This is a genomic window from Nitrosospira multiformis ATCC 25196 (genome assembly GCF_000196355.1).
Lineage (GTDB): Bacteria > Pseudomonadota > Gammaproteobacteria > Burkholderiales > Nitrosomonadaceae > Nitrosospira > Nitrosospira multiformis.
This window is the reverse complement of sequence record NC_007614.1, coordinates 3118216-3139229: the sequence shown is the minus strand read 5'-3', so window position 1 is coordinate 3139229 and position 21014 is coordinate 3118216. Positions and strand designations below refer to the sequence as shown.

Here is a 21014-nt window from a genome sequence, read left to right as displayed (position 1 = left end):
TTTCGGTGACGGAAATCGCTATTTCAAAACTGCTGGATTCCCTCTTCCGCGGGAATGACGAATGAGAAAGGCTTGTTCAGGGCTGTGCTTGCCGGACAAGCTCCTCCGGGATAGGATAGCGTCTCGGTCCAAAAATGGCTGTACCGATCCGCACCATCGTTGCTCCTTCCTGAATGGCGAGTTCGAGGTCTTCCGACATCCCCATCGAGATGGTGTCCACATCATACCCGCTCTGCTTGAGCTGGTCGTAGGCTTCCTTCAGCATTCGAAACTGGCTGCGCTGCAAGGCGGTGAATTTGGTAAGCTCAGGGATTGCCATTACTCCCCGCAACCTTAATCGCGGCAATTCGGCAACATGCGCTGCCAGATCGGCCACTTCTTCCGGGGCGACACCGCTTTTGCTGTCTTCGCCGCTTACATTGACCTGCAAGCATATCTGAAGCGGTGGAAGCGCTTCGGGCCTGTCCTTCGACAGGCGCTCGGCAATTTTTTTGCGGTCTACACTGTGTACCCACGCAAAGTTTTCCGCGATGCGCCGGGTCTTGTTGCTCTGGATAGGCCCGATGAAATGCCACTCGATCGGTAAATCCTTAAGGGCGTCGATTTTGACCAGCGCTTCCTGCAAATAGTTTTCGCCGAAAACGGTTTGTCCTGCAACAAACGCTTCCCGTAACCGCTCTGCGGGATTGGTTTTGCTGGCGGCCAAAAGGGTGATTTCCCCGGCTTGCCGGCCTGCCTTCCCTGCGATCTCGGTGATATGGGCTCTTACTTTTTTCAATCCAGCCGCGACGGTTGATGTATTCGGTTCCAATTTTCTGCCTTTTACCAGCCGCTCCGGACAACCTGGTCCGTGCGGTGGGAACGATAGTTGAGGGTGTGCGTGAGCATAGTAGAACTACTCATCCCTGGGGTCAAGAACGCTTCCCATTCGAATCTTCTCCAGGAATAGTCTGGCATGACTCATCAGTATACGATTCTGACATTTTCCATCTTGAAATGCGCGGTCAGAGATTGCAGTGCTGGCTCATGGAGGCGGATACGCCATGCATCGCCCAGGTCGAGCTCACAGGCGGCATTCTGGTTTCGGTAGACGATCCGCACAGGACAAACCTCGGCATTGGCGCCGCTCGAATGACCGGCAGCTCCTTTTTTTGGACCGGCACCGCCGCCATCGAGCCGGTAGGGCGCAAGCAGTTCTTTCAATCTGGTGGCGCTGGAGGATCCGTTGCAATGTACCTCCACCCGTCTGGCGTACCGTGAGCGCGCGCCATCCAGATCATACAGCACATCAGCGGTTATCCGCAGCCCGTTTCCATATTCATCATCGCCCATCCTGTGACTGACTCTTGCTTCCGCAATCACAAGCTGATCTTCCTTCAACCAGCCGCGGGCAGACTCGAACAGTTCGCTGTATGCAACCAGTTCCACCTGATTGCTTCCGTCATCCAGCACGATCACCCCCATTCTGCCCCTCCGGGTTACCTGCGTGCGTATCGCATACACGATGCCTGCGAGGAGCTGCGGCTCCCGCTGAGGAACCAGCCGATTCAGCCGGGTGCGCACAAAATGATTCAATTCCTCCCTGTAGGCATTGAAGGGATGGCCGCTCAAATAGAGCCCGAGGGCCAGTTTTTCATTTTTCAGCGTTTCCTTTTCCGGCCATACGGGCACCTTGACCAGGGCCGGACGTTCGATGACGCCCATTTCCTCCCCAAACAAGCTTACCTGATTAACCGAGCGTTCTGCCTGCTCCGCCGATTCGAGGGCGATTCCAACCGATGCCAGCAAGGCTGCGCGATGGGTGTCGATAGCATCGAATGCGCCCGCGCGTATAAGCGATTCCACCACGCGCCGGTTAACGATACGTTTGTCTACCCGATGACAGAAATCGAACAAATCGCTGAATGCACCTCCCTGCTCACGGGCCTGAATGATAGCGGCTATTGCCGATTCTCCTGTTCCTTTTATTGCCCCCAGCCCATACCTTATGGTTTTCTCGTCTACCGGGACAAAGCGATAACCGGACAGGTTGATATCGGGAGGCAGGACCGCCAACCCATTGGCAATGCTGTCCTCAAAAAATATGTGTACCTTGTCCGTATCATCCATGTCGGCGGACAAGGTGGCCGACATGAATTCAGACGGATAATGCGCTTTCAGGTAAGCGGTCTGGAAGGCTATCAGGGCATAAGCGGCTGCATGGGATTTATTGAATCCATAGCCGGCGAATTTTTCCATCAGGTCGAACAACTCAGCCGCATCGCCCTCTGTCAGCCCATTCTTGACTGCTCCTGACACGAAGATGTCGCGCTGCAAAGCCATTTCCTCGGGCTTTTTCTTGCCCATTGCCCGGCGCAGCAGATCGGCGCTGCCCAGGCTGTATCCGCCTATCACCTGGGCGATCTGCATCACCTGTTCCTGATAAACCATGATCCCGTAGGTGGGCTCGAGTATCGGTTTCAGGCGAGGGTCGAGATATTCCACTACCCGCTTGCCATGCTTGCGTTCGATAAACTCCGGGATCAGCGACATTGGGCCGGGACGGTACAGGGCTACCAGCGCGATGAGGTCTTCGAACCGGTCCGGCCGGGCTTTCTGCAAAAGATCCTTCATGCCGCGGGATTCGAACTGGAAGATTCCCACCGCGTTACCTTGTCGCATCAGCGCGTAGGTATCGGGGTCATCCAGCGGGAGGTTCTCGAGCGAAAACGATCGAGTTTCGGAATCGTTTCCTGTATTGCCCGACTTGCGCTGCCGGATATACCTTACGCTCCAGTCGAGTATGGTTAAAGTCCTCAATCCCAGAAAATCGAACTTCACCAGACCAACTTTCTCCACATCATCTTTATCAAGCTGGCTTACGACCGATTCCCCCCCGTCCGCGCAATATACAGGACAAAAATCAGTGATCTTTCCCGCGGCAATCAGCACACCTCCCGCATGCATGCCCACATTGCGCGTCAGTCCCTCCAGCCGCTCGGCCAACTCGAGCAGATTGCGAACCTCCTCCTCCGCTTCTGCCCGTTGATTCAATTGCGGCTCTTCCTCCCGCGCTTTTTTCAGAGTCATGCCCAGTTCGAAAGGAACCAGTTTGGCCAGCTGATCGACAAAGTTATAGGGCAGGTCCAGCACCCGGCCCACATCCCTGACCACAGCCTTGGCCGCCATGGTGCCGAAAGTGGCGATCTGCGAAACGCTCTCGGCCCCATATTTCTGTTTCACGTATTCGATCACGTGTTCGCGCCCATCCTGGCAGAAATCGATATCGAAGTCGGGCATGGAGACGCGTTCGGGATTGAGAAAGCGCTCGAACAACAGATCATAGCGGAGCGGGTCCAGATCGGTAATGCCGAGGGAATAAGCAACCAGCGAACCCGCTCCGGAGCCCCGTCCCGGCCCGACTGGCACGTCATTCTGCTTGGCCCAGTTGATAAAATCAGCCACGATCAGAAAATATCCGGCAAAACCCATTTGCACGATAGTATCGGCTTCGAAATCCAGTCGGGCGCGATACTTCGGCATCTCGGCAGCGCGTCGATCGGGATCCGGAAAAAGTGCTCGCATGCGTTTTTCCAGACCTGTGCTGGCCTGATTGCGCAGGTACAAATCCAGGCTTTCGTTATTCGGCGTCGGAAACTGGGGAAGGCGATTGATTCCCAATTCCAGGGCCAGATTGCATCGCCTGGCAATTTCCATGGTATTGGCAAGTGCCGAAGGTATGTCGGCAAATAAAGCGCTCATTTCCGCCTGGGTTTTGAAATATTGCTCCTCGGTGCAATGCCTGGGCCGGCGCCGATCGCCCAGCACGTAGCCCTGAGAAATGCAGACCCGGGCCTCGTGGGCGCGGTAGTCTTCCGGATTCAGGTATTGCACCGGGTGCGTTGCCACCACCGGGAGGCGCAAGGCCGCCGCCAGAGCAAGGGAACGTTGCACCAGCGCTTCAGCGTTGGCGTGCCCTGCCCGTTGCACTTCGATATAAAAACGACCGGGGAAGAGTTCCGTCCACTCTTGGGCAAGGGTGCGGGCCTGATCCAAGTCGTTGTGTATAAGCGCCAGGCCTATGTCGCCCAGATTGGCGCCTGAAAGAGCAATCAGGCCTTCCGTTCCGAGATCGCTGGCGCTTAACCAGGATTTCCTGATTTCCGCCCGCCCCCGATACTGATTTTCCCGATAAGCGCGCGATAGCAGGCGGCACAGCGCGAGATAGCCGGGATAGGATTGGCATAGGAGCAGTATTCGAAAGGATTTGTCCCGATCGATGTCGTTACTGATCCACACATCGCAGCCGACAATCGGCTTGAGTCCTTTATTGCGCGCTTCCTGGTAGAACTTGATGAGGCCGAACAGGTTCGAGAGATCGGTCAGCGCCAGGGCCGGCATTCCCTCAGCAACGGCTTTGGCCACTGCCTCGTCTATGCGGACGATGCCATCTACTACGGAATACTCGCTGTGCAACCGTAGATGAATAAACGTTGTCGGAGCAGACACTGGAGGACTGATGCGGCAAAAGGTTAGGGACTGTGGCAGCAAGCCGACTCGCGGGAAGCCGGCTAAATTTCATGGAGTATTTTACACCAGTTAAACCGCATTAAGGTCCCCGCCAAGGAACAACAGTTTCTGACCGGATGCTATTCCGAAGTCCGAATTCGGTACCGCCGCAGCAGTATTTCTGAAGGGGAAAGTCCGGAAGGTGCAACGAAAATCGTAGTCAGGAAATCTGGGTGGCCGGCATTGCTTCGCCGGTTTGCACCACGATCCGGCCCCCTTGTTCGCCGAAAAAGCTGACGATTCTTTCCGGCAACCAGGTCAGCCTGCCTGGAAACGGGGAATCGAGGAAGCCTACATGTCCCCCCTCGTCCGGATATTCCAGGACGACCATGGAAGAAACATCCGCCCCCGAGGGCAGGGCATGCGGCGGCATGAACGGGTCGTTGATTGCATTTACAATGAGTGTAGGCACCTCAATGTACTTGAGCCATGGTTTGCTGCTCGATTGGTTCCAATAGTCCTCCGCATTACGGAAACCATGGAGCGGCGCAGTTACGAGATTATCGAACTCATACAGCGTAGTGCAGGCGCTGACTGCCGCGGGATCGAACAAATCCGGAAAGAGGTCAAGTTTTCCGACCGCCTTGCGCTTGAGCGTATCAAGAAAATGGCGCGTGTAGAGCAGATTGAAGCCGGAAGCGAGAGCATTCCCCGCAGCAGCAAGATCGAGGGGCACGGAAACGGCCACGACTCCATCGATCAATCGGCAAGCCTGCCTGCCCTGCTCACCCACCCATTTCAGCAGTGCGTTGCCTCCCAGCGATACCCCGACCGCGTAAATCGAAGAGGGTTGCCTGCCGGACTGTCTTTCTCTGATATTGATGCGTTCCAATATCCAGTTGATCTCTGCCGAATCGCCCGCATGATAGGCGCGTGGCAGCCGATTCGGTGAACCGGAGCAACCACGAAAATGTACCACTGCCGCGCGCCAGCCTATCTCGCGAAACAGGGTCATGGTGCTTACGACATAGTGACTGTTCGAGCTTCCTTCGAGGCCGTGAAACAGCACTATCAGGGGCGCGTCCATCTCGCCCTCCAGCCAGTCGAGGTCGATGAAATCCCCATCGTCCAGTTCCCACCGCTCGCGTCGGTAGGGAATCGAAGGGCGGGCAAGAAAATAGGGATAGATGGTTTGAGCGTGACCGCCCCGCAGCCATAGCGGAGCGACATAAGGTCTTGCTGGTTGCATGGATAGGGAGGAAAGGAATGTTTTCACATCAGGTCTTATGATTCTTGCCACCTCGAATGACGGAACTGCCGCGCTCGACACGTTTTAAATATAGCAATAAAAAAAGCCGGTGGTCCAGCTGAAGAATTCCTTGTGCTCCTGATTATTGGCGGCATTCATTACAGACCCGAGTCCAGCCCCATGAATCGACTGAAGGCAGGACGATCTGTATCGCGCAGCGGAACAGCAGTACTATAATAGATGTACCTACGCACTTCCATTTTGCAGTTGCCCGTTTGAAGTTGCCGGACGCCGGGAAGGGAAACGATATTTCGTCCATCTCGGTTGATCTTCATCCCCAGCCCCGCTGAACGACAATCATGAATCTGAATCTTTAAGGAGCAGCATGAAAAACCTGTTTTTGTTATTGTTTCTGGCGGTTTTTTCCAGCACCGTTACCGCTAACGAAGAGGATTACAAGCTGTGTACGATAGGGGGTTATTTTTCAGGCACAAACGACAAATTCCTGAGCGGATTAGCCGCACACATTGCCGAAAAGAAGCATGTTTTTGGTGACCCCATTTGCGACGCGGCGTGGGCGAACGGCTACAGGGTCGGCGAAAAGCTAACGAAGACGGGAAAGATCAAGGACCCCTCCGAGCGGGAGATCATCCAGCAGGCGACTGCATTCAGTTCGAAGATATACGAGACCATCAGTTCCCGCATAAAATTTTAGTGGCATCCGGTCCGGTTTCCATTTTCGCTATTCCTGCAAAAATGCGGATATAAATAGGACTGGCGCGCATTCCCGCCACAAATTCAAGCTCCACCTGGCCCGTAAAGGTGCTGGCGGATCATCGTTAATGGTGTCGGATCGCCGGCTACATGGGTGAGTTTGATCTCGATGCAGGCGGAAGCGGACGCTTCCGCCTGCATCGAGACTGGCAGGAATCCGCGGAACTCTTGCAGCAATTTATGCTGGGAAGGCTTTTCTGCGACGCACTACGGCGCCAACGAGGCCTAGCCCTGCCATCATCAGGGCATAGGTTTCCGGTTCCGGCACAGCCGTGATCATGATGGTGCTGTCCACCATGCTGTCCGGGTGCTGTATGTTCACATATGCCACATTGGGGTTGAATTTGTCGAAATAGAGGCCGGTCGGTTCAGCGCCCACTGTGGACATGGATGCCCAGCGCCCCAGCGACTCCGCAACACCATCGTGATTGGCATCCTGCGCGAACCAGATGTCCGCCCTGCCGCCAGGTTGATCCTCGATAACATAAATATTGCCGGCGGCGTCGATGGCCAGGTTGTCCGGACTGGCGAGCGCGGTGCCCACGGCGGTGCCGTTCGCCTGATCGAGCGTGTCGCGGCTGACGAAGAGCTGCGCGTTGTTGGCATCCAGGTTGATCGAGTACACCTCGTTCGTGGTCGTGGTGGCAACGAAAAGGATCTGGTCACCATTGGCAAGCGTCTTGATTTCGATATCCTCGGGGCGCTGATACTCTGTTGCGTTCACCATGTCAGCGGTCGCTCGGCCATCGATTGTGCCGTCCGCATTCAGAGCTGAAATGCCCGGGAGGGCGCCGCCTGTGGCATCGGTAATGGGAGTCCATGTTACGGAACCTACTGCGTTGGCATTGCCGCCGCCATTGACCGCCACGGCGAAGGTCTGGCCTGCTGCAAAGTAGTCGCCTCCGTTACTGGCGGTCGGGTTGGCCGACACGTACTTGTAGATACTGCCGCCATTCAGTTCATCGACGAAATACAGGTTGTTGTTCTTGTCGAACGCGAGACCCTCGTGAGATACGCGGGGCAGGATAGAACGGAATACGAAGTTCGCGTCCCCGGTTCCGGTGGCAGACACGGGATTGGTCAACTCGAACAGGCGTCCTTTGGTACTGCCGGTGCCCCAGGATTCTTCGGCAGTGACATAGCTGCCCCAAGGTGTCCAGCGCGATGCATCGCCCGAGACGAAATCCTGTGTGCCGGGGTGAACGAGGGTTTTCGTGATGCCGCTTGCCAGATCGATCCGCTGCACACCTGCCATCGAAGTCTCGAACGGAGTGAACAAATAGCGCCCGGCATTCGGCCCGGTTTCGTTTGCGGTGATCATATCCCAGCTGCCGGAATTACCCTCACCAAGATCGAGTTGGGTCGTGCGGTCAGCGATCCGAATCTGGGAGAAATTGGGGGAAGCTAACCGGAAGGGGGCGTTTTCGGGGAGCGAGCCTGCTGCCACACTGTCTTTCAGCGGGGTAAAGCTACTGAAATGCGTGTTCGCCGCAATGGCTCCGGTCGTGCCGGTCGCCATCAAGAGCGCACCTGAAACAAGAGCGCCTATTTTTTTCTGCTTGAACATTGAAAACCTCCGGAAAATTGAGGAAAAGTCTGCTTTTTGATGTACTGGCAGTCCGGCTACCTGCGCGAGTTCCCTTCAATTGCGCAAATCCGGGACTTTCCGGCCCCGCCTCGCGACGGGTGTGGCTTTTACGGTACGGCAGAAATATAGCTTTCCCTTATGACAGAACCCTCAGTGTTCGGGCGCGTCCTTGTAGTCCCTTCGGCTCCATCCGGCGTAACGCGATCGCTTTCGCTAGTCATCGCCCATCCTGTTTCTCGTGTCCTTTCTTTAGGGCTGCCCTCTTCCTCCGGATTATTTCATTTCTCATTTCATTAAATTGCTCCCGCACTTCATGTTCGATAAACACCTTTCCCACTACCGCAGGAATCCAGACTTTCGGGATAGCCTCCGTACGATGGACCACGCGAGTCCCCCCGGTCTCATCAGTCAGGTAAGTAGTACCGTCCAATTTGTGCATGTTGCCGCTGACCAGATGCGTCAATATCTTATGGTAAGGGATCAATCTTACTTCCCGTATTGACTCGAACGGATAGCGGATGGGGCCGTAAGTGGCAGTGCCGTTTTGGAAAATAGTAAACTTATCTTCAGAAATACTGACAACCTTGCTCTCCTTCAAGTTGGAGACAAAATCAGCCATACGGTCGAAGTCGGTGAGCACGTCCCAGACCTCCCGCGGGTTTGCTGACACAGCAAAATTAAGATCAATAATAATATTTTCTCCGGCCATGCTGACCTGAACCTCAATGTCCCTACCCTGGGGTGAGTCTGCTGACGATCCTGCCATAAATGGCATTGACCACAGAAATAGCAAGAAGGAAGCGTTTCTCATCGGTAGTACAAGAGAGGGCATTACCTGTTTTGGAGTATGTTCGCTTGTATCGAAGGCGGCCTAGCCAATTTATTCCAAACGGGCAGGTAAAACAAACACTACGCGGCTATTCGCGAGGATAATCCTCCCGAGGAAATAAGTAATGTAGAGGAAACCGATCCTCCGCTCGCCCCACAAAATGCAATGGTGGCGCCCTCTCTTTCTACCGGCACCTTAACATTTCATGATGAACTGCGATTAACTGATGATCAAGCCATATTAGGTGCAGTGACGGAAGTTTTAGAACCTCCCGGACCCGGTCTGACCGGGAGTTCCCCTATTGCGACCGATGTGTCCCTACCTGCAATCGTGCTGATCGTTGGCCTGCCCGGTCCCTCACGCGTGAAGATTCACAGTCGCTAAATGCAGATTACTCGCGATGGCCTGAATCCCGCGCCGGATTTACCCATGATAAGTAGGTCATCATGGGTAAAAATAGCAAAAGGGGAGAAGCAGTTTTCTTTGTGATCGCGGGAAAAATTATCCAGCTCAAAAATCAGGGCGATTCAACAGATGCTTACAATCTAAACCTAGGCCAAGTGTTCAAACAGTCGCGCGACCGCCTCAGCACCTGGATCAGCGTGACCGACCAAATGCCTGGCATTGACATAGGAAGCGCGACCCGCATTCGCCTTGCTCATGTGGGCAGTGCGATCGGCGCCCGCACGCGCGGCTTTCGCCGCCTCGGACAGGCTCTCTTCCAGGACATCAAGGGCCGGCGCAAGGGCATCGACCATGGTGCGGTCACCCGGGCGAGCCCCGCCGATTTCCTGCATTCTCCGCAACCCGGCCTGCAACGCTTCGCGCATTGGCGAGCCGCTTGAGGCGGCGTCGCCCGCAGCGGCGAAGAAGATCGCGAGGAGCACACCGCACGAGCCTCCCATGGTTTGGGAAAGCTCCAAGCCAATGGCTCGATAGAGCTGGGTATGGTCGGCAAGCGGCAATCGGTCCACGGCGCTGATCAGGGCACGTGCCGCCCCGGCTAGCGTGCTGCCGGTGTCGCCATCGCCTGACTTCGCGTCGAGCGCGTTAAGGTCGTTCTCGGCGGCGATCAGAACCTCGCAGCACCTGATCAGGAACTCCCTGGTCGGCCTGTGCATCGAGGGCATCGGAACGACTGGCGTCAGGCCGTCCGGAAGCGCCTGAATCGCGACCTGACCCAACCGGGAGACCCCGGGCCATGCTGCCAGCGGCGTGTGCTGCTTGAGAAGGGCGATCTCTGCATCGTCGGCAGGATAGGCTGAAATCGAGAAGCCATGCATATCGAGAGATGTCATCATGGCCGCCGGCCCGATGACGTGGGTTATCTGCTCGCCAATCGCTGACCGCCGGATTTCGTTGAGGATGATCGACATCTCGATGACCGACGTGCCGCCGAGATTGTTGACCATAACGACATGCGGCTTTTCTTCCATTGCAGCTGACAGGCGCTCGACCATGGCAGCGACAGCTCCGGTCGCGTCCTTGAATTCGACCTGCTCAACCCCGGCTTCACCGTGGATGCCAAGCCCAAGCTCGGCCATGCCGGGCGGGATGCGATCCTCCTTTGGCAAACCTGGGATGGTGCAGGTGTTTAGCGAGATGCCGATGCTTTTTGTCTTTGACACCACCTTGCGCGCGGCTGCGGCGACATGCGCCAAGTCGGCTCCATTCTCGGCCAACGCGCCGGCTATCTTGTGCACGAAAAGCGTGCCGGCGACGCCGCGGGCTTGCGGCAAGCCGGGCAACGCCACATCATCGCCGACGATGACTATCTCGACATTCAAGCCGAACGGGCGAGCGCGTTCGGCCGCCAGCCCGAAATTCAATCGGTCACCGGTATAATTCTTGACGATGAGCAGGCAGCCGGACGATCCCGTCACGGCAAGGATGCCTGCCAGTACCGCGTCGACTGTAGGGGAGGCGAAGATGTCGCCGCACACCGCAGCCGTCAGCATTCCTTTCCCGACGAAACCCGCATGTGCCGGTTCGTGGCCCGATCCGCCTCCCGAAATCAACGCGACCTTGGACTTATCCCAGTCATTGCGTACGACCACCCGTATATGTGGATAGCCGTCGAGCCGCGCCAGCTTACCGCCAGAGGCCGCGACCAGAGCATCGACCGCTTCGGTGACGATGTTTTCTTTGGTGTTGATGAACTGGGCCATGTTTTCTCCTATCTGACTGAATTTTTGCTGATCAAAAAGCTGCGCACGCAACATCCGTTGCTCAACCCGGGTATAAATGCGCGCGCGTCACTGGAAGATATCGTTTTGCTGGTCTCTGAAAGAAACGGGCGGTTGACAAGCTTATTTATTACTCAATGTTTTGCATTATGCTGATGCTGTTTGCCAGAATCACCTATTTTGATAATCAGAAATTTCCACTCAGCAAGGGCATTACTTTCGGGTCAGCGGTTTCGTTTCTCTTCCTTTCAGGCTTTGTGCTCCGGCGCGAGAGTTTTAATTTACCTTCACCACTTCTTTTATAGCTAGAAAGGATGAAATGCAAGGCGAATGGCGCAAAGATGCCGGAATCACAGCGCGGGCTTCTGCCCGGGAAACTATAGATACATGATGAAGCGCGTCCTGTGGAGCGAAGCGATGTGGTGTCATCCGGTGATGAGGAGACTGCCGTCAATGGCAAGTTGCTGCGCAAGCGCACCAAAGGACGCGGCAGGTGCAGCCAGAGTGCTGTCCCCTATACGTTTTCTGACTACACTTTAAAGAGTCCGAATTGCTGCTCATGTCGGATGTGAGCATACGTCATTCGACGGGGGTTATTTCGGGCCGATGAATCTTTCCCATATCGAAGGAGTGATTACACATTGGGCAGGGATAAAAATACTGCCATCGTACTGCGGGTCCTGCTCCTGGAAGCGATTGGTATAGATGAATACACCGATGCGTTGCATACCCCCATCCCGGGCGTGCAGTTTCTCCCCAGAAATCACTCTGGAGAAAACAAGCCGCTGCCACCGAATGAGCGCTTCGGCCCCCATAAGTCGCTGCTATCCATCCGGGGCTGATAATGGAGAACAAATTCGTTTCTCTTCCAGCTTTTGTGCAAATCCGCCTCCAGAAGGGTGCAGGCATTCATTGCCGCTTGCGTCCGGATCGAAAAAGCACATTGCGTTGCGGCCTGATGCTTTTGCCTGATACATCGCGAGATCCGCCTGCTTGAGCAACTCGTCTGTCGTGTGCGATTGATCGTTAAATAGTACGACGCCGATGCTCGCCGTGCTGTGATGTTTATATGCACGGAGATTAAAAGGCTGATTGAATGCGCTGTGAATCCTCTCGCAAATGGCCTTTATCTGAGCAAGGGATTCTTCATAATTTTCGCTAAAGTCCGTTATCAGTATTACTACAAACTCGTCGCCGCCCAGGCGAGCGACCGTGTCGCTTTCCCGTATGCAGGAGATCAGGCGAGGAGCCAGCTGCTGCAGCAACAGGTCCCCCAAATCGTGGCCGAACGTATCATTGAGTAATTTAAAGTTATCGAGGTCGATAAACAGTAACGCGCCCATGCGATGTTTCCGGGCTCTCGCCGAGAGTGCCTGACTCAGCCGGTCCAGCAGGAGTTGCCTATTGGGCAATCCGGTCAAGGAATCATAGAAGGCGAGGTGTTCGATTTTGTTTTCCGCCATCTTGCGCTGGGTAATATCGGTGTTGATTGCGAAAACAGATTGCGCTTGCCCCTCGTCATTTTTAACCAAAGTCCAGTGTGCTTCAGCAAGCAATATACTCCCATCTTTGCGCCGCTGTGCGATCTCCCCCCTCCATTCGCCTTTATTCAATAGCAATTTGCTCGCTTCATGGAAGGCTAAGGGATTGTCATACAGCATCTCTATGGATTTACCGAGGACCTCTTCAGGGGTCCATCCGTATAACCGCTGCGCGCCCTGATTCCAAAACTGAATGCGATGATCGATTCCGTGAACAATGATCGCGTCGGTTGCCTTATCAAGCAGGGAAGCCTGCTGGCGAATGCGGGCCTCGGCCTCCTGGCGCGCCTGCTCAGATTGTTTACGCTTCGTAATGTCATTAAAATAAACAGCCAGACCATCTTCCAAAGGATAAACGTGTACCTCGAACCAGCCGTCTAGAGGAGCGTAGAAGTTTTCAAATTTCACTGTGGTATTTTCCACGAGCGCCCGGCGGCATTCATGATCGAAGATTGTTCCTACTGCCTCCTTGAATTCTTCCCAGATCACCTTGCCCAGAAGATCACTGCGAGAGCGTCGCAGCAGATTTTCTGCTTCCTTATTTAGGCACGTGAAGCGCCATTCGCGATCCAAGGTATAAAACGCATCAGTAATACCGTCCAGAATCCTCTCTGGGCGAAGCTTCGCATGTGAAAGTCCGAGCGCTGTTACCCTCTGTTTCTCGATAGCTGACAACAGTTTTTTATTTACTCGTCCTGGTGCCGTAGCTTTCTCTTTGTTCACTGAGATGATCTCCTGATAGATTCAAAACTCTACCTAAGTTCACCTACGATTTTAACGATCCTTCGATATGAAAGGGCATATTTTTGACTACTGGCCCCGGCGAATTTCATCCAACTGCAAGCGGACCGTCACAATCTAGAAGCGTGTGGATCACCACGGGCGATAGATTAGATAGATTACGTGAGGCTTTCCATTACGGTGAGATCAAGGCACTGAAGAGAAAAGAGAATATTTGTATCCAGCACCTCCCGCATCAGGGTTTGTGTGCCCATTGCAGGGCTTCATCGACCATCGAGGCAAAATCTGCTTCGCTCCCTGCTTCTTCAACAAAGCGCGACAGATCGCCTTTTTGCCCCATCCTGGTTGGCCAGAAACAATACTGCGAAAATTTTTCCGGCTCGTTTGCCGCTCGTCACAGGCATGCCAGTCGCTTGGCTTTCCTGTCATGGCCTGTAATCCGCAAAGCTTGCGGCCGCGGCGCACTTGAATTCCAGTCTCACCGGCATGGGGCAACGCTTACAAGTTGCACGAGGCAGTTTTTACCCGAGAAAAAGTAGTCTATCCACTTTTCCTGCTGGGCAGGTGGTAGGAATGTCTTACACGGGCGAAGGATTCCATGCTTTCATCACCGGTCTCAATGGTGAAGGCGGGTAGGTACCGCTGGCAAGCCTACTCTCGAGGAAGGGTAAGGTAATGTACAAGTTAACCATGTACACGAAAAAATCAGCGTAGGAAGTTGTAAACTCGATGCTCTGTCAAATTGACAAGATGGGAGGAGCGGAAAGTAAATAATAAAGAGAACAGGAAACTGATCGTTAACTACTTTCGAACATTAAAAGCGGAGAAAAGCAGATGTCAATCTCAAAAAAAATAACCGATAGGATTATGTCGGGTATAAAACAATACCAACCGATTCTGGCGGCGGCGAAAACAAGAGACGCTGGAGAAGCTGACACAGTTACAATTATCAAGGATATGTTGGCCGATATTTTTGGCTTTGATAAGTATGTGGAAATTACATCTGAATATGCTATCCGAGGTACGTATTGTGATCTTGGAATCAAGATAGACGGCACACTTCAAACGCTTATTGAAGTAAAGGCAATTGGAATTGATCTCAAAGATAATCATCTGAAACAGGCTGTAGATTATGCTGCCAATCAAGGGGTGGATTGGGTTTTGCTTACAAACGGAATGTGTTGGCGTGTTTATCGCGTCATTTTCTCAAAACCGATAAATCAGGAACTGGTGGTAAGCATAGATTTCGCCGCACTGAATTCACGGTCTTTAACCGATGTTGAATTGCTTTATTTGTGCTGTAAGGAAGGGTGGCAACGATCAGTACTGAGCGAATACCACTTGCAAAAGCAGGCATTATCTCGTTTCTTTATAGGAGCAATCCTTCAGACCGATCCGGTTCTTGATGTCATTCGACGGGAGTTACGCCGCATTTCGCCTGATGTTCGTATTGACACAGATCAAATTCGCGACGTACTAACAGCCGAGGTTATAAAGCGTGAGGTAATGGAGGGAGAAAAGGCTATCGAAGCAAAGAAGAAAATTGCGCGTATCACATCAAAAAACAACAGAGCCCGCAAGAATGTGAAGGAAGGGGGAAAGGGGGAAAGAGAAAGCGAGTTAGTTCCAGCTGAACTTGAGGGCGTGCAGTAGGAAAAACTGAGCCGAGATCATCTGGCGCTCAACCGTCTTACGATTTTAGGTTTTAGGTTTGTGGGTCTTCTTAAATTTAAGGAGGTCCCGCAAAACAAGCAGTCCCAAATTTTTTGGAACTGACTGAAAAAAGGCTGATGGGGTTACAAAATGGTTCCATTCTGGAAAAACAAAAGGAATCCCAGTTCCTAATAAGTCACAAGCGATTGATTATTTGGTAGGCCGTGGCAGATTCGAACTGCCGACCAACGGATTAAAAGTCCGCTGCTCTACCGGCTGAGCTAACGGCCCACAGGTGTGAAGGGACGTGCATTATACCGGCTCACTCTCCCGATATAAAGTTTTTTGACCGCCTTGTAGAACTCGTCGGTTTTGTAAACAGCTGCTCGAATTGCGTTTCATCACAGAACCGCTTTTGTTATTCTGTGCGGAGGCTTGTTGAAGGAATAATTTTTGAGCAGCGATGTGATGGTGATGGGTGGCGGCATCGTCGGGCTTGCCACCGCGTGGGAATTATTGCGTTCGGGCGCGACAGTTTCCGTACTTGAGCGCAATCTTTGCGGGCAGGAAGCCTCCTGGGCGGGCGCCGGCATACTCTCGCCGTTGCTGCCATGGGACTATCCGGAAGCGGTTACACAGCTTACACAGTTTAGTGCTCATCTGTTTCCTCGATTTGTTGATGCGTTGCAGGCGGAAACGGGCGTCGATCCGGAATATCAGGCAAGCGGCATGCTGGTGCTGCCCGATTCTTCCTCCCAGGCCTATGTCGAACCGGGGACGTTTGATATGTGCAGCCGGATGCTTCTGGCCAAGCACTGGTGCGCGCGTCACGCCATACCCGTGCAGGAGGTTCAGTCCAGCCAAATAGCCCCTTCGCTCTCCCGTGACACGGCTGCGCTCTGGCTGCCCGAAGTATGCCAGGTAAGAAATCCACGTTTGCTGCAGGCGTTGATAAGGGCGGTGAAGATGCTTGGCGGTAAAGTCCTCGAGCATGCCGAGGTTGCCGGGTGGAAAATCGAACGGGGATACGTCCAATCCATCCATACCGTGGCGGGCGAGCGTCATTCCGCAGGTCAATATGTTGTTGCCGCGGGGGCATGGAGCAGGGGGCTTCTGGCTGAGCATGCGGCAGCGCTGGAAGCTTGGCCGGTCCGCGGCCAGATTCTGTTGTTCAAGGCCCAGCCAGGATTGCTCGAGCCCATGGTGTTCGATGAGCGGGACAATTTTTATCTCATCCCCCGCCGGGATGGACACATACTTGCAGGCAGCACCCTGGAGGAAGCAGGTTTCGACAAGAGTACAACGCCCGAAGCGCGAGAAACATTGCTTGCAAGGGCGCAAGCCCTGATTCCTGTTCTTGCTGAAGAGATGATTGCCGCGCATTGGGCAGGCCTGCGGCCCGCTTCACCTCATAACATACCTGTGATTTCCATGCATCCGGCGATCTCCAACCTGTATCTCAACAGCGGTCATTATCGCTACGGTGTCACCATGGCCCCCGGCAGTGCGCAGCTTATCGCCAACATGATTCTGGGCAAGCTCCAGCCGCTCGATGTGACGCCCTACCAGTGGCCGCATAGGGCGATTTGAACCGGTAAGTTTGAAACCAGTAAGTCCGATTATCGACCAGGGAGGGCCGCTTGCGGAACGCCTCCTTGTCGGCTTTATGCTGGAGACGGGGGGTGATAACATTGCACCACTTCAGCAAAGGACTCACCCAAGGACTCAATAAGGAACTCAGGGCATAGAATTATGGCTGGTCACAGCAAGTGGGCTAATATCAAGCATAAGAAAGCCGCGCAGGATGCGAAGCGCGGCAAGATTTTCACCCGTCTCATCAAGGAAATTACCGTTGCCGCGAGACTCGGCGGCGGGGATCCGAACAGCAATCCGCGGTTGCGTCTGGCTGTCGACAAGGCTTATGAGCAGAACATGCCCAAGGAAAACGTCGAGCGCGCGATCAAGCGCGGCAGTGGCGATCTGGAGGGCGTGAATTACGAAGAAATACGTTACGAAGGTTACGGCATTGCCGGTGCGGCTGTGCTGGTCGATTGCATGACCGACAATCGAGTGCGTACCGTGGCGGACGTGCGTCACGCTTTTACCAAATACGGCGGTAACCTTGGCACGGACGGTTCGGTTGGTTTTCTTTTCAAGCACTGTGGCCAGTTGCTGTTTGCGCCGGGCACGGATGAAGACAAACTGATGGAAGTAGCCCTGGAAGCCGGCGCCGAGGACATTATCGCCCATGATGATGGCAGCATCGAAGTCATCACCGCGCCGTACGAATTTGTCGCGGTGAAGGAAGCGCTGGAAAAAGCAGGGTTCAAGGCGGAACTCGCCGAAGTGACCATGAAGCCCGTCAATGAAACCGAATTGACCGGGGACGATTCGGTAAAAATGCAAAAGCTGCTCGATGCTTTGGAAAGCATCGACGATGTACAGGAAGTCTATACAACCGCGGTGATCGACTGAGCAGGGGTTTTCCGCCCGGAAAATAAAAGGCAATAAAATCCGTATACTAGGTATAGACCCAGGTCTGCGGCTAACCGGTTTTGGAATCATCGACAAAACCGGCGGCAAACTGGTCTACGTCAGCAGTGGCCGCATCAGGACAGTAGAGGGTGAATTGCCGTTGCGCCTCAAATCCATCATGGATCACCTCAACGAAGTCATCGCGGAACACAAGCCTGACCATGTCGCGATCGAGCAGGTGTTTGTCAACGTCAATCCCAAATCCACCTTGATGCTCGGGCAGGCGCGGGGAGCGGCGATATGCACGGCAGTGCTGAATAACCTGTCCGTTGCAGAGTATACGGCGCTGCAGATCAAGCAGGCGGTGGTCGGTGAAGGCCACGCGCGGAAAGAACAGGTACAGGAAATGGTAAGACGGTTATTGCGCCTCTCCGGTCAGCCTGCATCGGATGCCGCCGATGCCCTTGCCTGTGCTATTTGCCATGCCCATGGAGGCTTGGGACTGGGTGCCCTGTCGACCGCCGGTTACCGGGTAAAACAGGGGCGTCTCATATGATCGGGAGAATAAGCGGACTCCTGCTGGAAAAATTTCCCCCGCTGGTGCTGGTTGATGTCCAGGGTGTGGGCTATGAGATCGACGTACCCATGAGCACGTTCTACAACCTGCCGGCCGTCGGGACGCAAATCACGCTCCACACTCATTTCGTCGTACGCGAAGACGCGCATTTGCTTTTCGGTTTCGCTACGGAAGGCGAGCGGCAGGCATTTCGCCAGCTCGTAAAAATTTCCGGTGTTGGGGCGAGAACCGCGCTGGCTTTGCTATCCGGTCTGAGCGTGGCTGACTTGCATCAGACAGTGTCCAATCAGGATCCTGCCCGTCTGATCAGGATTCCCGGCATCGGCAAGAAGACGGCAGAGCGCTTGCTGCTGGAATTGCGCGACAAGCTTGACTTGGGCGTATCCGCGATTCCAGGCGCAGCGGGAGCCCGGCGGCCCTCAACGATGGGAAGCGATGTGCTGAATGCCCTGTTGTCTCTAGGGTATAATGATCGCGAGGCCAATTGGGCGGTCAGTCAGCTATCCGTGGATCTTTCCGTTTCGGACGGCATAAGACAGGCACTGAAGTTCTTGTCAAAAGAGAAATAACGTCTTTGTCGGCGGTGGGGAAAGCCTGTCCTTCAGATTATCGCTCCGGTCGCCGATTCAATTCGATCAGCAGAAAACCTGGCGGAGATAGCGCTTTTTGAATTGGGAATGATAGAAACAGACCGCTTGATTACCCCTGCGCCCCTCTCGTTAAAAGAAGAGGATCTGGAGCGGGCGCTGCGGCCGAAGCATCTGGCCGAATACATAGGCCAGGAAAAAATTCGCGGACAGCTACAGATATTCATCGAGGCAGCCAGGCGGCGCAGGGAAGCGCTCGATCATGTACTGCTGTTTGGTCCGCCCGGCCTTGGTAAAACCACCCTTGCGCACATCGTTGCCAAGGAGATGGGCGTGGGGCTGCGCCAGACCTCCGGCCCAGTGTTGGAACGTCCCGGCGATCTTGCGGCCCTGCTGACCAATCTCGAGCCCAACGATGTTTTGTTCATAGATGAAATCCATCGTCTCTCCCCGGTCGTGGAGGAAATTCTCTATCCCGCACTGGAGGATTACCAGCTAGACATCATGATCGGCGAAGGCCCTGCGGCCCGTTCGGTCAAGCTTGATTTGCCGCCTTTTACCCTGGTCGGCGCAACGACCCGCGCCGGAATGTTGACCAATCCGCTGCGCGATCGTTTTGGCATCATTTCGCGCCTGGAATTTTACTCCGTCGAAGAACTCACCCAGATCGTCATGCGTTCCGCTGCATTGTTGGGAGCAGACATCTCTCCCGATGGCGCCACTGAAATTGCGCGCCGTTCGCGTGGAACGCCTCGCGTTGTCAATCGTCTTCTACGACGTGTGCGTGACTTCGCGGAAGTCAAGGCGGAGGGCCGTATCAACCGCCAGGTGGCCGACGCTGCCCTGCTCATGCTGGATGTGGATGCAATCGGACTCGATGTGATGGATAGAAAGCTGCTCCTTACCGTAATGGAAAAATTCGGCGGCGGTCCGGTCGGTGTCGATAACCTCGCCGCCGCCATCAGCGAAGAGCGCGGAACCATAGAAGACGTGCTCGAGCCCTATCTGATCCAGCAAGGATATATGAAGCGCACGCCGCGCGGACGGATGGCGACGTCCATCGCGTATCAGCATTTTGGTCTGGCCCTGCCAAGGAATGGACTCAGCGCGGATTTGTGGGATGAGAAGCAGTAGTAAATTTTCCGTGATGCAATCGTAGTAGCCGGCAGCTGGTCGCGATGTCGGCATCGATTTCTCAATTGATCAGATGAAGATGTCTTACTCAAGTCCCGAGATTCCCTTTTCTTTGCCCGTCCGTGTCTATTATCAGGATACCGATGCAGGCGGCGTGGTTTATCATTCAACTTATCTCGATTTCATGGAGCGTGCCCGCTACGAGTGGTTACGCGAATTGGGATTTCATATTCATTCATTAAGTCAGATTCATAAGGTGATTTTCATGGTACGTTCGCTTGGCATTGAATACTTTAAGCCGGCTCTGCTGGATGACCTGCTGCACATTACGGCGCAGGCAGCGGAATTGGGCAGAAGCCGCATCACGATCGCGCAACGGGTCTTGCGGGGCGATGTTACGCTCGCTGCCGCTACCGTGCAGGCGGTGTGCGTGGGAGTGGATAGTCTGAAACCGGTGAGCGTCCCTGCTGCCCTGCGCCTCAAGCTTGGAAAATTATCATGAGTCCGACTGTTAGCCAGGATATGTCCCTTTTTCAGCTCGTCGGCAGCGCGAGCTTGCCGGTGCAGCTGGTGATGCTGTTGCTGGTGATCGCTTCACTCATGTCATGGTGGTACATTTTTCGCAAACTGTTTGTCATCCGCGAGGCGGAGAGGCAGTGCGATGAATTCGAGAATGTTTTCTGGAAGGGAACCGACCTCAACGCGCTTTTCCAGAGCGCTGCTGCTTCCCGTCACACCGCAGGCAGCATGGAACGGATCTTCGAGGCAGGTTTCCGGGAATTCATGAAGCACAGGCGTCAGCCGGGAATGGATACCGGCACGGCCATGGACAGTACCCGTCGTGCCATGCGCGCGACCTATCAGCGTGAAATGGATCGTCTTGAATCGCATCTCTCGTTCCTTGCGACGGTCGGCTCCGTAAGCCCATATGTAGGATTGTTCGGTACCGTCTGGGGCATCATGAATTCATTTCGCGGTTTGTCCAATGTCGCCCAGGCCACCATCGCCCATGTTGCGCCGGGGATTGCCGAGGCGCTGATTGCCACCGCCATGGGCCTTTTTGCCGCGATCCCCGCGGTTATCGCTTACAACCGCTATGCCAGCAGTATGGACAGGCTGGCTACGCGGTTCGAGAGCTTCATGGAAGAAATGTCGAATGTTCTGCAGAGGCAGGCCGGCGGTTAGGAACGTG

The 21014-nt window shown here is 54.4% G+C and carries 17 protein-coding genes, 1 tRNA gene and 1 riboswitch; of the genes, 10 read left to right on the top strand and 8 right to left on the bottom strand.

From position 1 onward, the window contains the following. Positions 1-76: 76 nt before the first annotated feature. The 3 genes from NMUL_RS14225 to NMUL_RS14215 form a co-directional block, all read right to left on the bottom strand. Entirely contained in the window at positions 77-811 is a 735-nt protein-coding gene (locus NMUL_RS14225) for a YggS family pyridoxal phosphate-dependent enzyme (protein ID WP_011382011.1), read from the bottom strand. 152 nt (positions 812-963) lie between these two features. Beyond that, positions 964-4488, bottom strand: a complete 3525-nt coding sequence (gene dnaE, locus NMUL_RS14220; protein ID WP_011382010.1) for a DNA polymerase III subunit alpha — start codon at positions 4486-4488, stop codon at positions 964-966. Between the two features lie 220 nt (positions 4489-4708). Next, on the bottom strand, positions 4709-5737 hold the full coding sequence (locus NMUL_RS14215) for a YheT family hydrolase (RefSeq protein WP_011382009.1): 1029 nt from the start codon (positions 5735-5737) through the stop codon (positions 4709-4711). A 385-nt stretch (positions 5738-6122) separates the two neighbouring features. Between NMUL_RS14215 and NMUL_RS14210 the strand changes: the two genes are divergently transcribed. Beyond that, positions 6123-6452: a hypothetical protein gene (locus NMUL_RS14210; RefSeq protein ID WP_011382008.1), complete on the top strand. Its 330-nt coding sequence runs from the start codon at positions 6123-6125 to the stop codon at positions 6450-6452. A 237-nt stretch (positions 6453-6689) separates the two neighbouring features. On the opposite strand, the gene NMUL_RS14205 is transcribed toward NMUL_RS14210, so the two are convergent. The 3 genes from NMUL_RS14205 to NMUL_RS14195 all read right to left on the bottom strand — a co-directional run bounded on the left by NMUL_RS14205 (position 6690) and on the right by NMUL_RS14195 (position 11150). Beyond that, positions 6690-8078, bottom strand: coding sequence for an alkaline phosphatase PhoX (locus NMUL_RS14205; protein ID WP_011382007.1), 1389 nt, complete (start codon positions 8076-8078; stop codon positions 6690-6692). Positions 8079-8121: 43 nt separating this feature from the next. After that, positions 8122-8214, bottom strand: a riboswitch (cyclic di-GMP riboswitch). Positions 8215-8316: 102 nt separating this feature from the next. Continuing rightward, entirely contained in the window at positions 8317-8808 is a 492-nt protein-coding gene (locus tag NMUL_RS14200) for an SRPBCC family protein (RefSeq protein ID WP_011382006.1), read from the bottom strand. A 671-nt stretch (positions 8809-9479) separates the two neighbouring features. Further along, positions 9480-11150: a dihydroxyacetone kinase subunit DhaK gene (locus tag NMUL_RS14195; RefSeq protein WP_011382005.1), complete on the bottom strand. Its 1671-nt coding sequence runs from the start codon at positions 11148-11150 to the stop codon at positions 9480-9482. A 605-nt stretch (positions 11151-11755) separates the two neighbouring features. Between NMUL_RS14195 and NMUL_RS15840 the strand changes: the two genes are divergently transcribed. Then, complete coding sequence (locus NMUL_RS15840) at positions 11756-11956, top strand: hypothetical protein (RefSeq protein WP_146063200.1); 201 nt, start codon at positions 11756-11758, stop codon at positions 11954-11956. On the opposite strand, the gene NMUL_RS14190 is transcribed toward NMUL_RS15840, so the two are convergent. Next, the gene (locus NMUL_RS14190; protein ID WP_011382004.1) at positions 11939-13378 is read right to left on the bottom strand and encodes a diguanylate cyclase domain-containing protein; all 1440 of its coding nucleotides are present in this window, start codon (positions 13376-13378) and stop codon (positions 11939-11941) included. The genes NMUL_RS15840 and NMUL_RS14190 overlap by 18 nt on opposite strands. Positions 13379-14230: 852 nt before the next feature. On the opposite strand from NMUL_RS14190, the gene NMUL_RS14185 reads away from it, so the two are divergent. Continuing rightward, positions 14231-15049, top strand: a complete 819-nt coding sequence (locus NMUL_RS14185; RefSeq protein WP_011382003.1) for a type I restriction enzyme HsdR N-terminal domain-containing protein — start codon at positions 14231-14233, stop codon at positions 15047-15049. A gap of 215 nt (positions 15050-15264) precedes the next feature. On the opposite strand, the gene NMUL_RS14180 is transcribed toward NMUL_RS14185, so the two are convergent. Beyond that, a tRNA-Lys gene (locus tag NMUL_RS14180) sits at positions 15265-15340 on the bottom strand. Positions 15341-15502: 162 nt separating this feature from the next. On the opposite strand from NMUL_RS14180, the gene thiO reads away from it, so the two are divergent. The 7 genes from thiO to tolQ all read left to right on the top strand — a co-directional run bounded on the left by thiO (position 15503) and on the right by tolQ (position 21007). Next, positions 15503-16639, top strand: a complete 1137-nt coding sequence (gene thiO, locus NMUL_RS14175) for a glycine oxidase ThiO (RefSeq protein ID WP_011382002.1) — start codon at positions 15503-15505, stop codon at positions 16637-16639. Positions 16640-16801: 162 nt separating this feature from the next. Beyond that, positions 16802-17524 carry a YebC/PmpR family DNA-binding transcriptional regulator gene (locus NMUL_RS14170; RefSeq protein ID WP_011382001.1) on the top strand — a complete coding sequence of 241 codons (723 nt, stop codon included), beginning with the start codon at positions 16802-16804 and terminating at the stop codon, positions 17522-17524. A gap of 37 nt (positions 17525-17561) precedes the next feature. Continuing rightward, positions 17562-18080, top strand: coding sequence for a crossover junction endodeoxyribonuclease RuvC (gene ruvC / locus NMUL_RS14165; protein ID WP_041352663.1), 519 nt, complete (start codon positions 17562-17564; stop codon positions 18078-18080). After that, positions 18077-18670 carry a Holliday junction branch migration protein RuvA gene (gene ruvA, locus NMUL_RS14160; RefSeq protein WP_011381999.1) on the top strand — a complete coding sequence of 198 codons (594 nt, stop codon included), beginning with the start codon at positions 18077-18079 and terminating at the stop codon, positions 18668-18670. The genes ruvC and ruvA overlap by 4 nt, the downstream gene beginning before the upstream one ends. Before the next feature lie 108 nt (positions 18671-18778). Then, positions 18779-19822 (top strand): Holliday junction branch migration DNA helicase RuvB, encoded by a 1044-nt coding sequence (gene ruvB / locus NMUL_RS14155; protein WP_011381998.1) that lies wholly within the window; start codon positions 18779-18781, stop codon positions 19820-19822. A 73-nt stretch (positions 19823-19895) separates the two neighbouring features. Then, the gene (ybgC, locus tag NMUL_RS14150; RefSeq protein ID WP_011381997.1) at positions 19896-20324 is read left to right on the top strand and encodes a tol-pal system-associated acyl-CoA thioesterase; all 429 of its coding nucleotides are present in this window, start codon (positions 19896-19898) and stop codon (positions 20322-20324) included. Next, the gene (tolQ, locus tag NMUL_RS14145) at positions 20321-21007 is read left to right on the top strand and encodes a protein TolQ (protein ID WP_011381996.1); all 687 of its coding nucleotides are present in this window, start codon (positions 20321-20323) and stop codon (positions 21005-21007) included. Before ybgC ends, tolQ begins: the two co-directional genes overlap by 4 nt. Positions 21008-21014: the final 7 nt, after the last annotated feature.

What these genes read in the sequence shown, in the direction of transcription:
- NMUL_RS14215 (WP_011382009.1), bottom strand. Translation starts at nt 5,737, where the DNA reads ATGCAACCAGCAAGACCTTATGTCGCTCCGCTATGGCTGCGGGGCGGT.
- NMUL_RS14210 (WP_011382008.1), top strand. Translation starts at nt 6,123, where the DNA reads ATGAAAAACCTGTTTTTGTTATTGTTTCTGGCGGTTTTTTCCAGCACC.
- NMUL_RS14205 (WP_011382007.1), bottom strand. Translation starts at nt 8,078, where the DNA reads ATGTTCAAGCAGAAAAAAATAGGCGCTCTTGTTTCAGGTGCGCTCTTG.
- NMUL_RS14200 (WP_011382006.1), bottom strand. Translation starts at nt 8,808, where the DNA reads ATGGCCGGAGAAAATATTATTATTGATCTTAATTTTGCTGTGTCAGCA.
- NMUL_RS14195 (WP_011382005.1), bottom strand. Translation starts at nt 11,150, where the DNA reads ATGTTGCGTGCGCAGCTTTTTGATCAGCAAAAATTCAGTCAGATAGGA.
- NMUL_RS14185 (WP_011382003.1), top strand. Translation starts at nt 14,231, where the DNA reads ATGTCAATCTCAAAAAAAATAACCGATAGGATTATGTCGGGTATAAAA.
- NMUL_RS14170 (WP_011382001.1), top strand. Translation starts at nt 16,802, where the DNA reads ATGGCTGGTCACAGCAAGTGGGCTAATATCAAGCATAAGAAAGCCGCG.
- ruvA (WP_011381999.1), top strand. Translation starts at nt 18,077, where the DNA reads ATGATCGGGAGAATAAGCGGACTCCTGCTGGAAAAATTTCCCCCGCTG.
- ruvB (WP_011381998.1), top strand. Translation starts at nt 18,779, where the DNA reads ATGATAGAAACAGACCGCTTGATTACCCCTGCGCCCCTCTCGTTAAAA.
- ybgC (WP_011381997.1), top strand. Translation starts at nt 19,896, where the DNA reads ATGAAGATGTCTTACTCAAGTCCCGAGATTCCCTTTTCTTTGCCCGTC.
- tolQ (WP_011381996.1), top strand. Translation starts at nt 20,321, where the DNA reads ATGAGTCCGACTGTTAGCCAGGATATGTCCCTTTTTCAGCTCGTCGGC.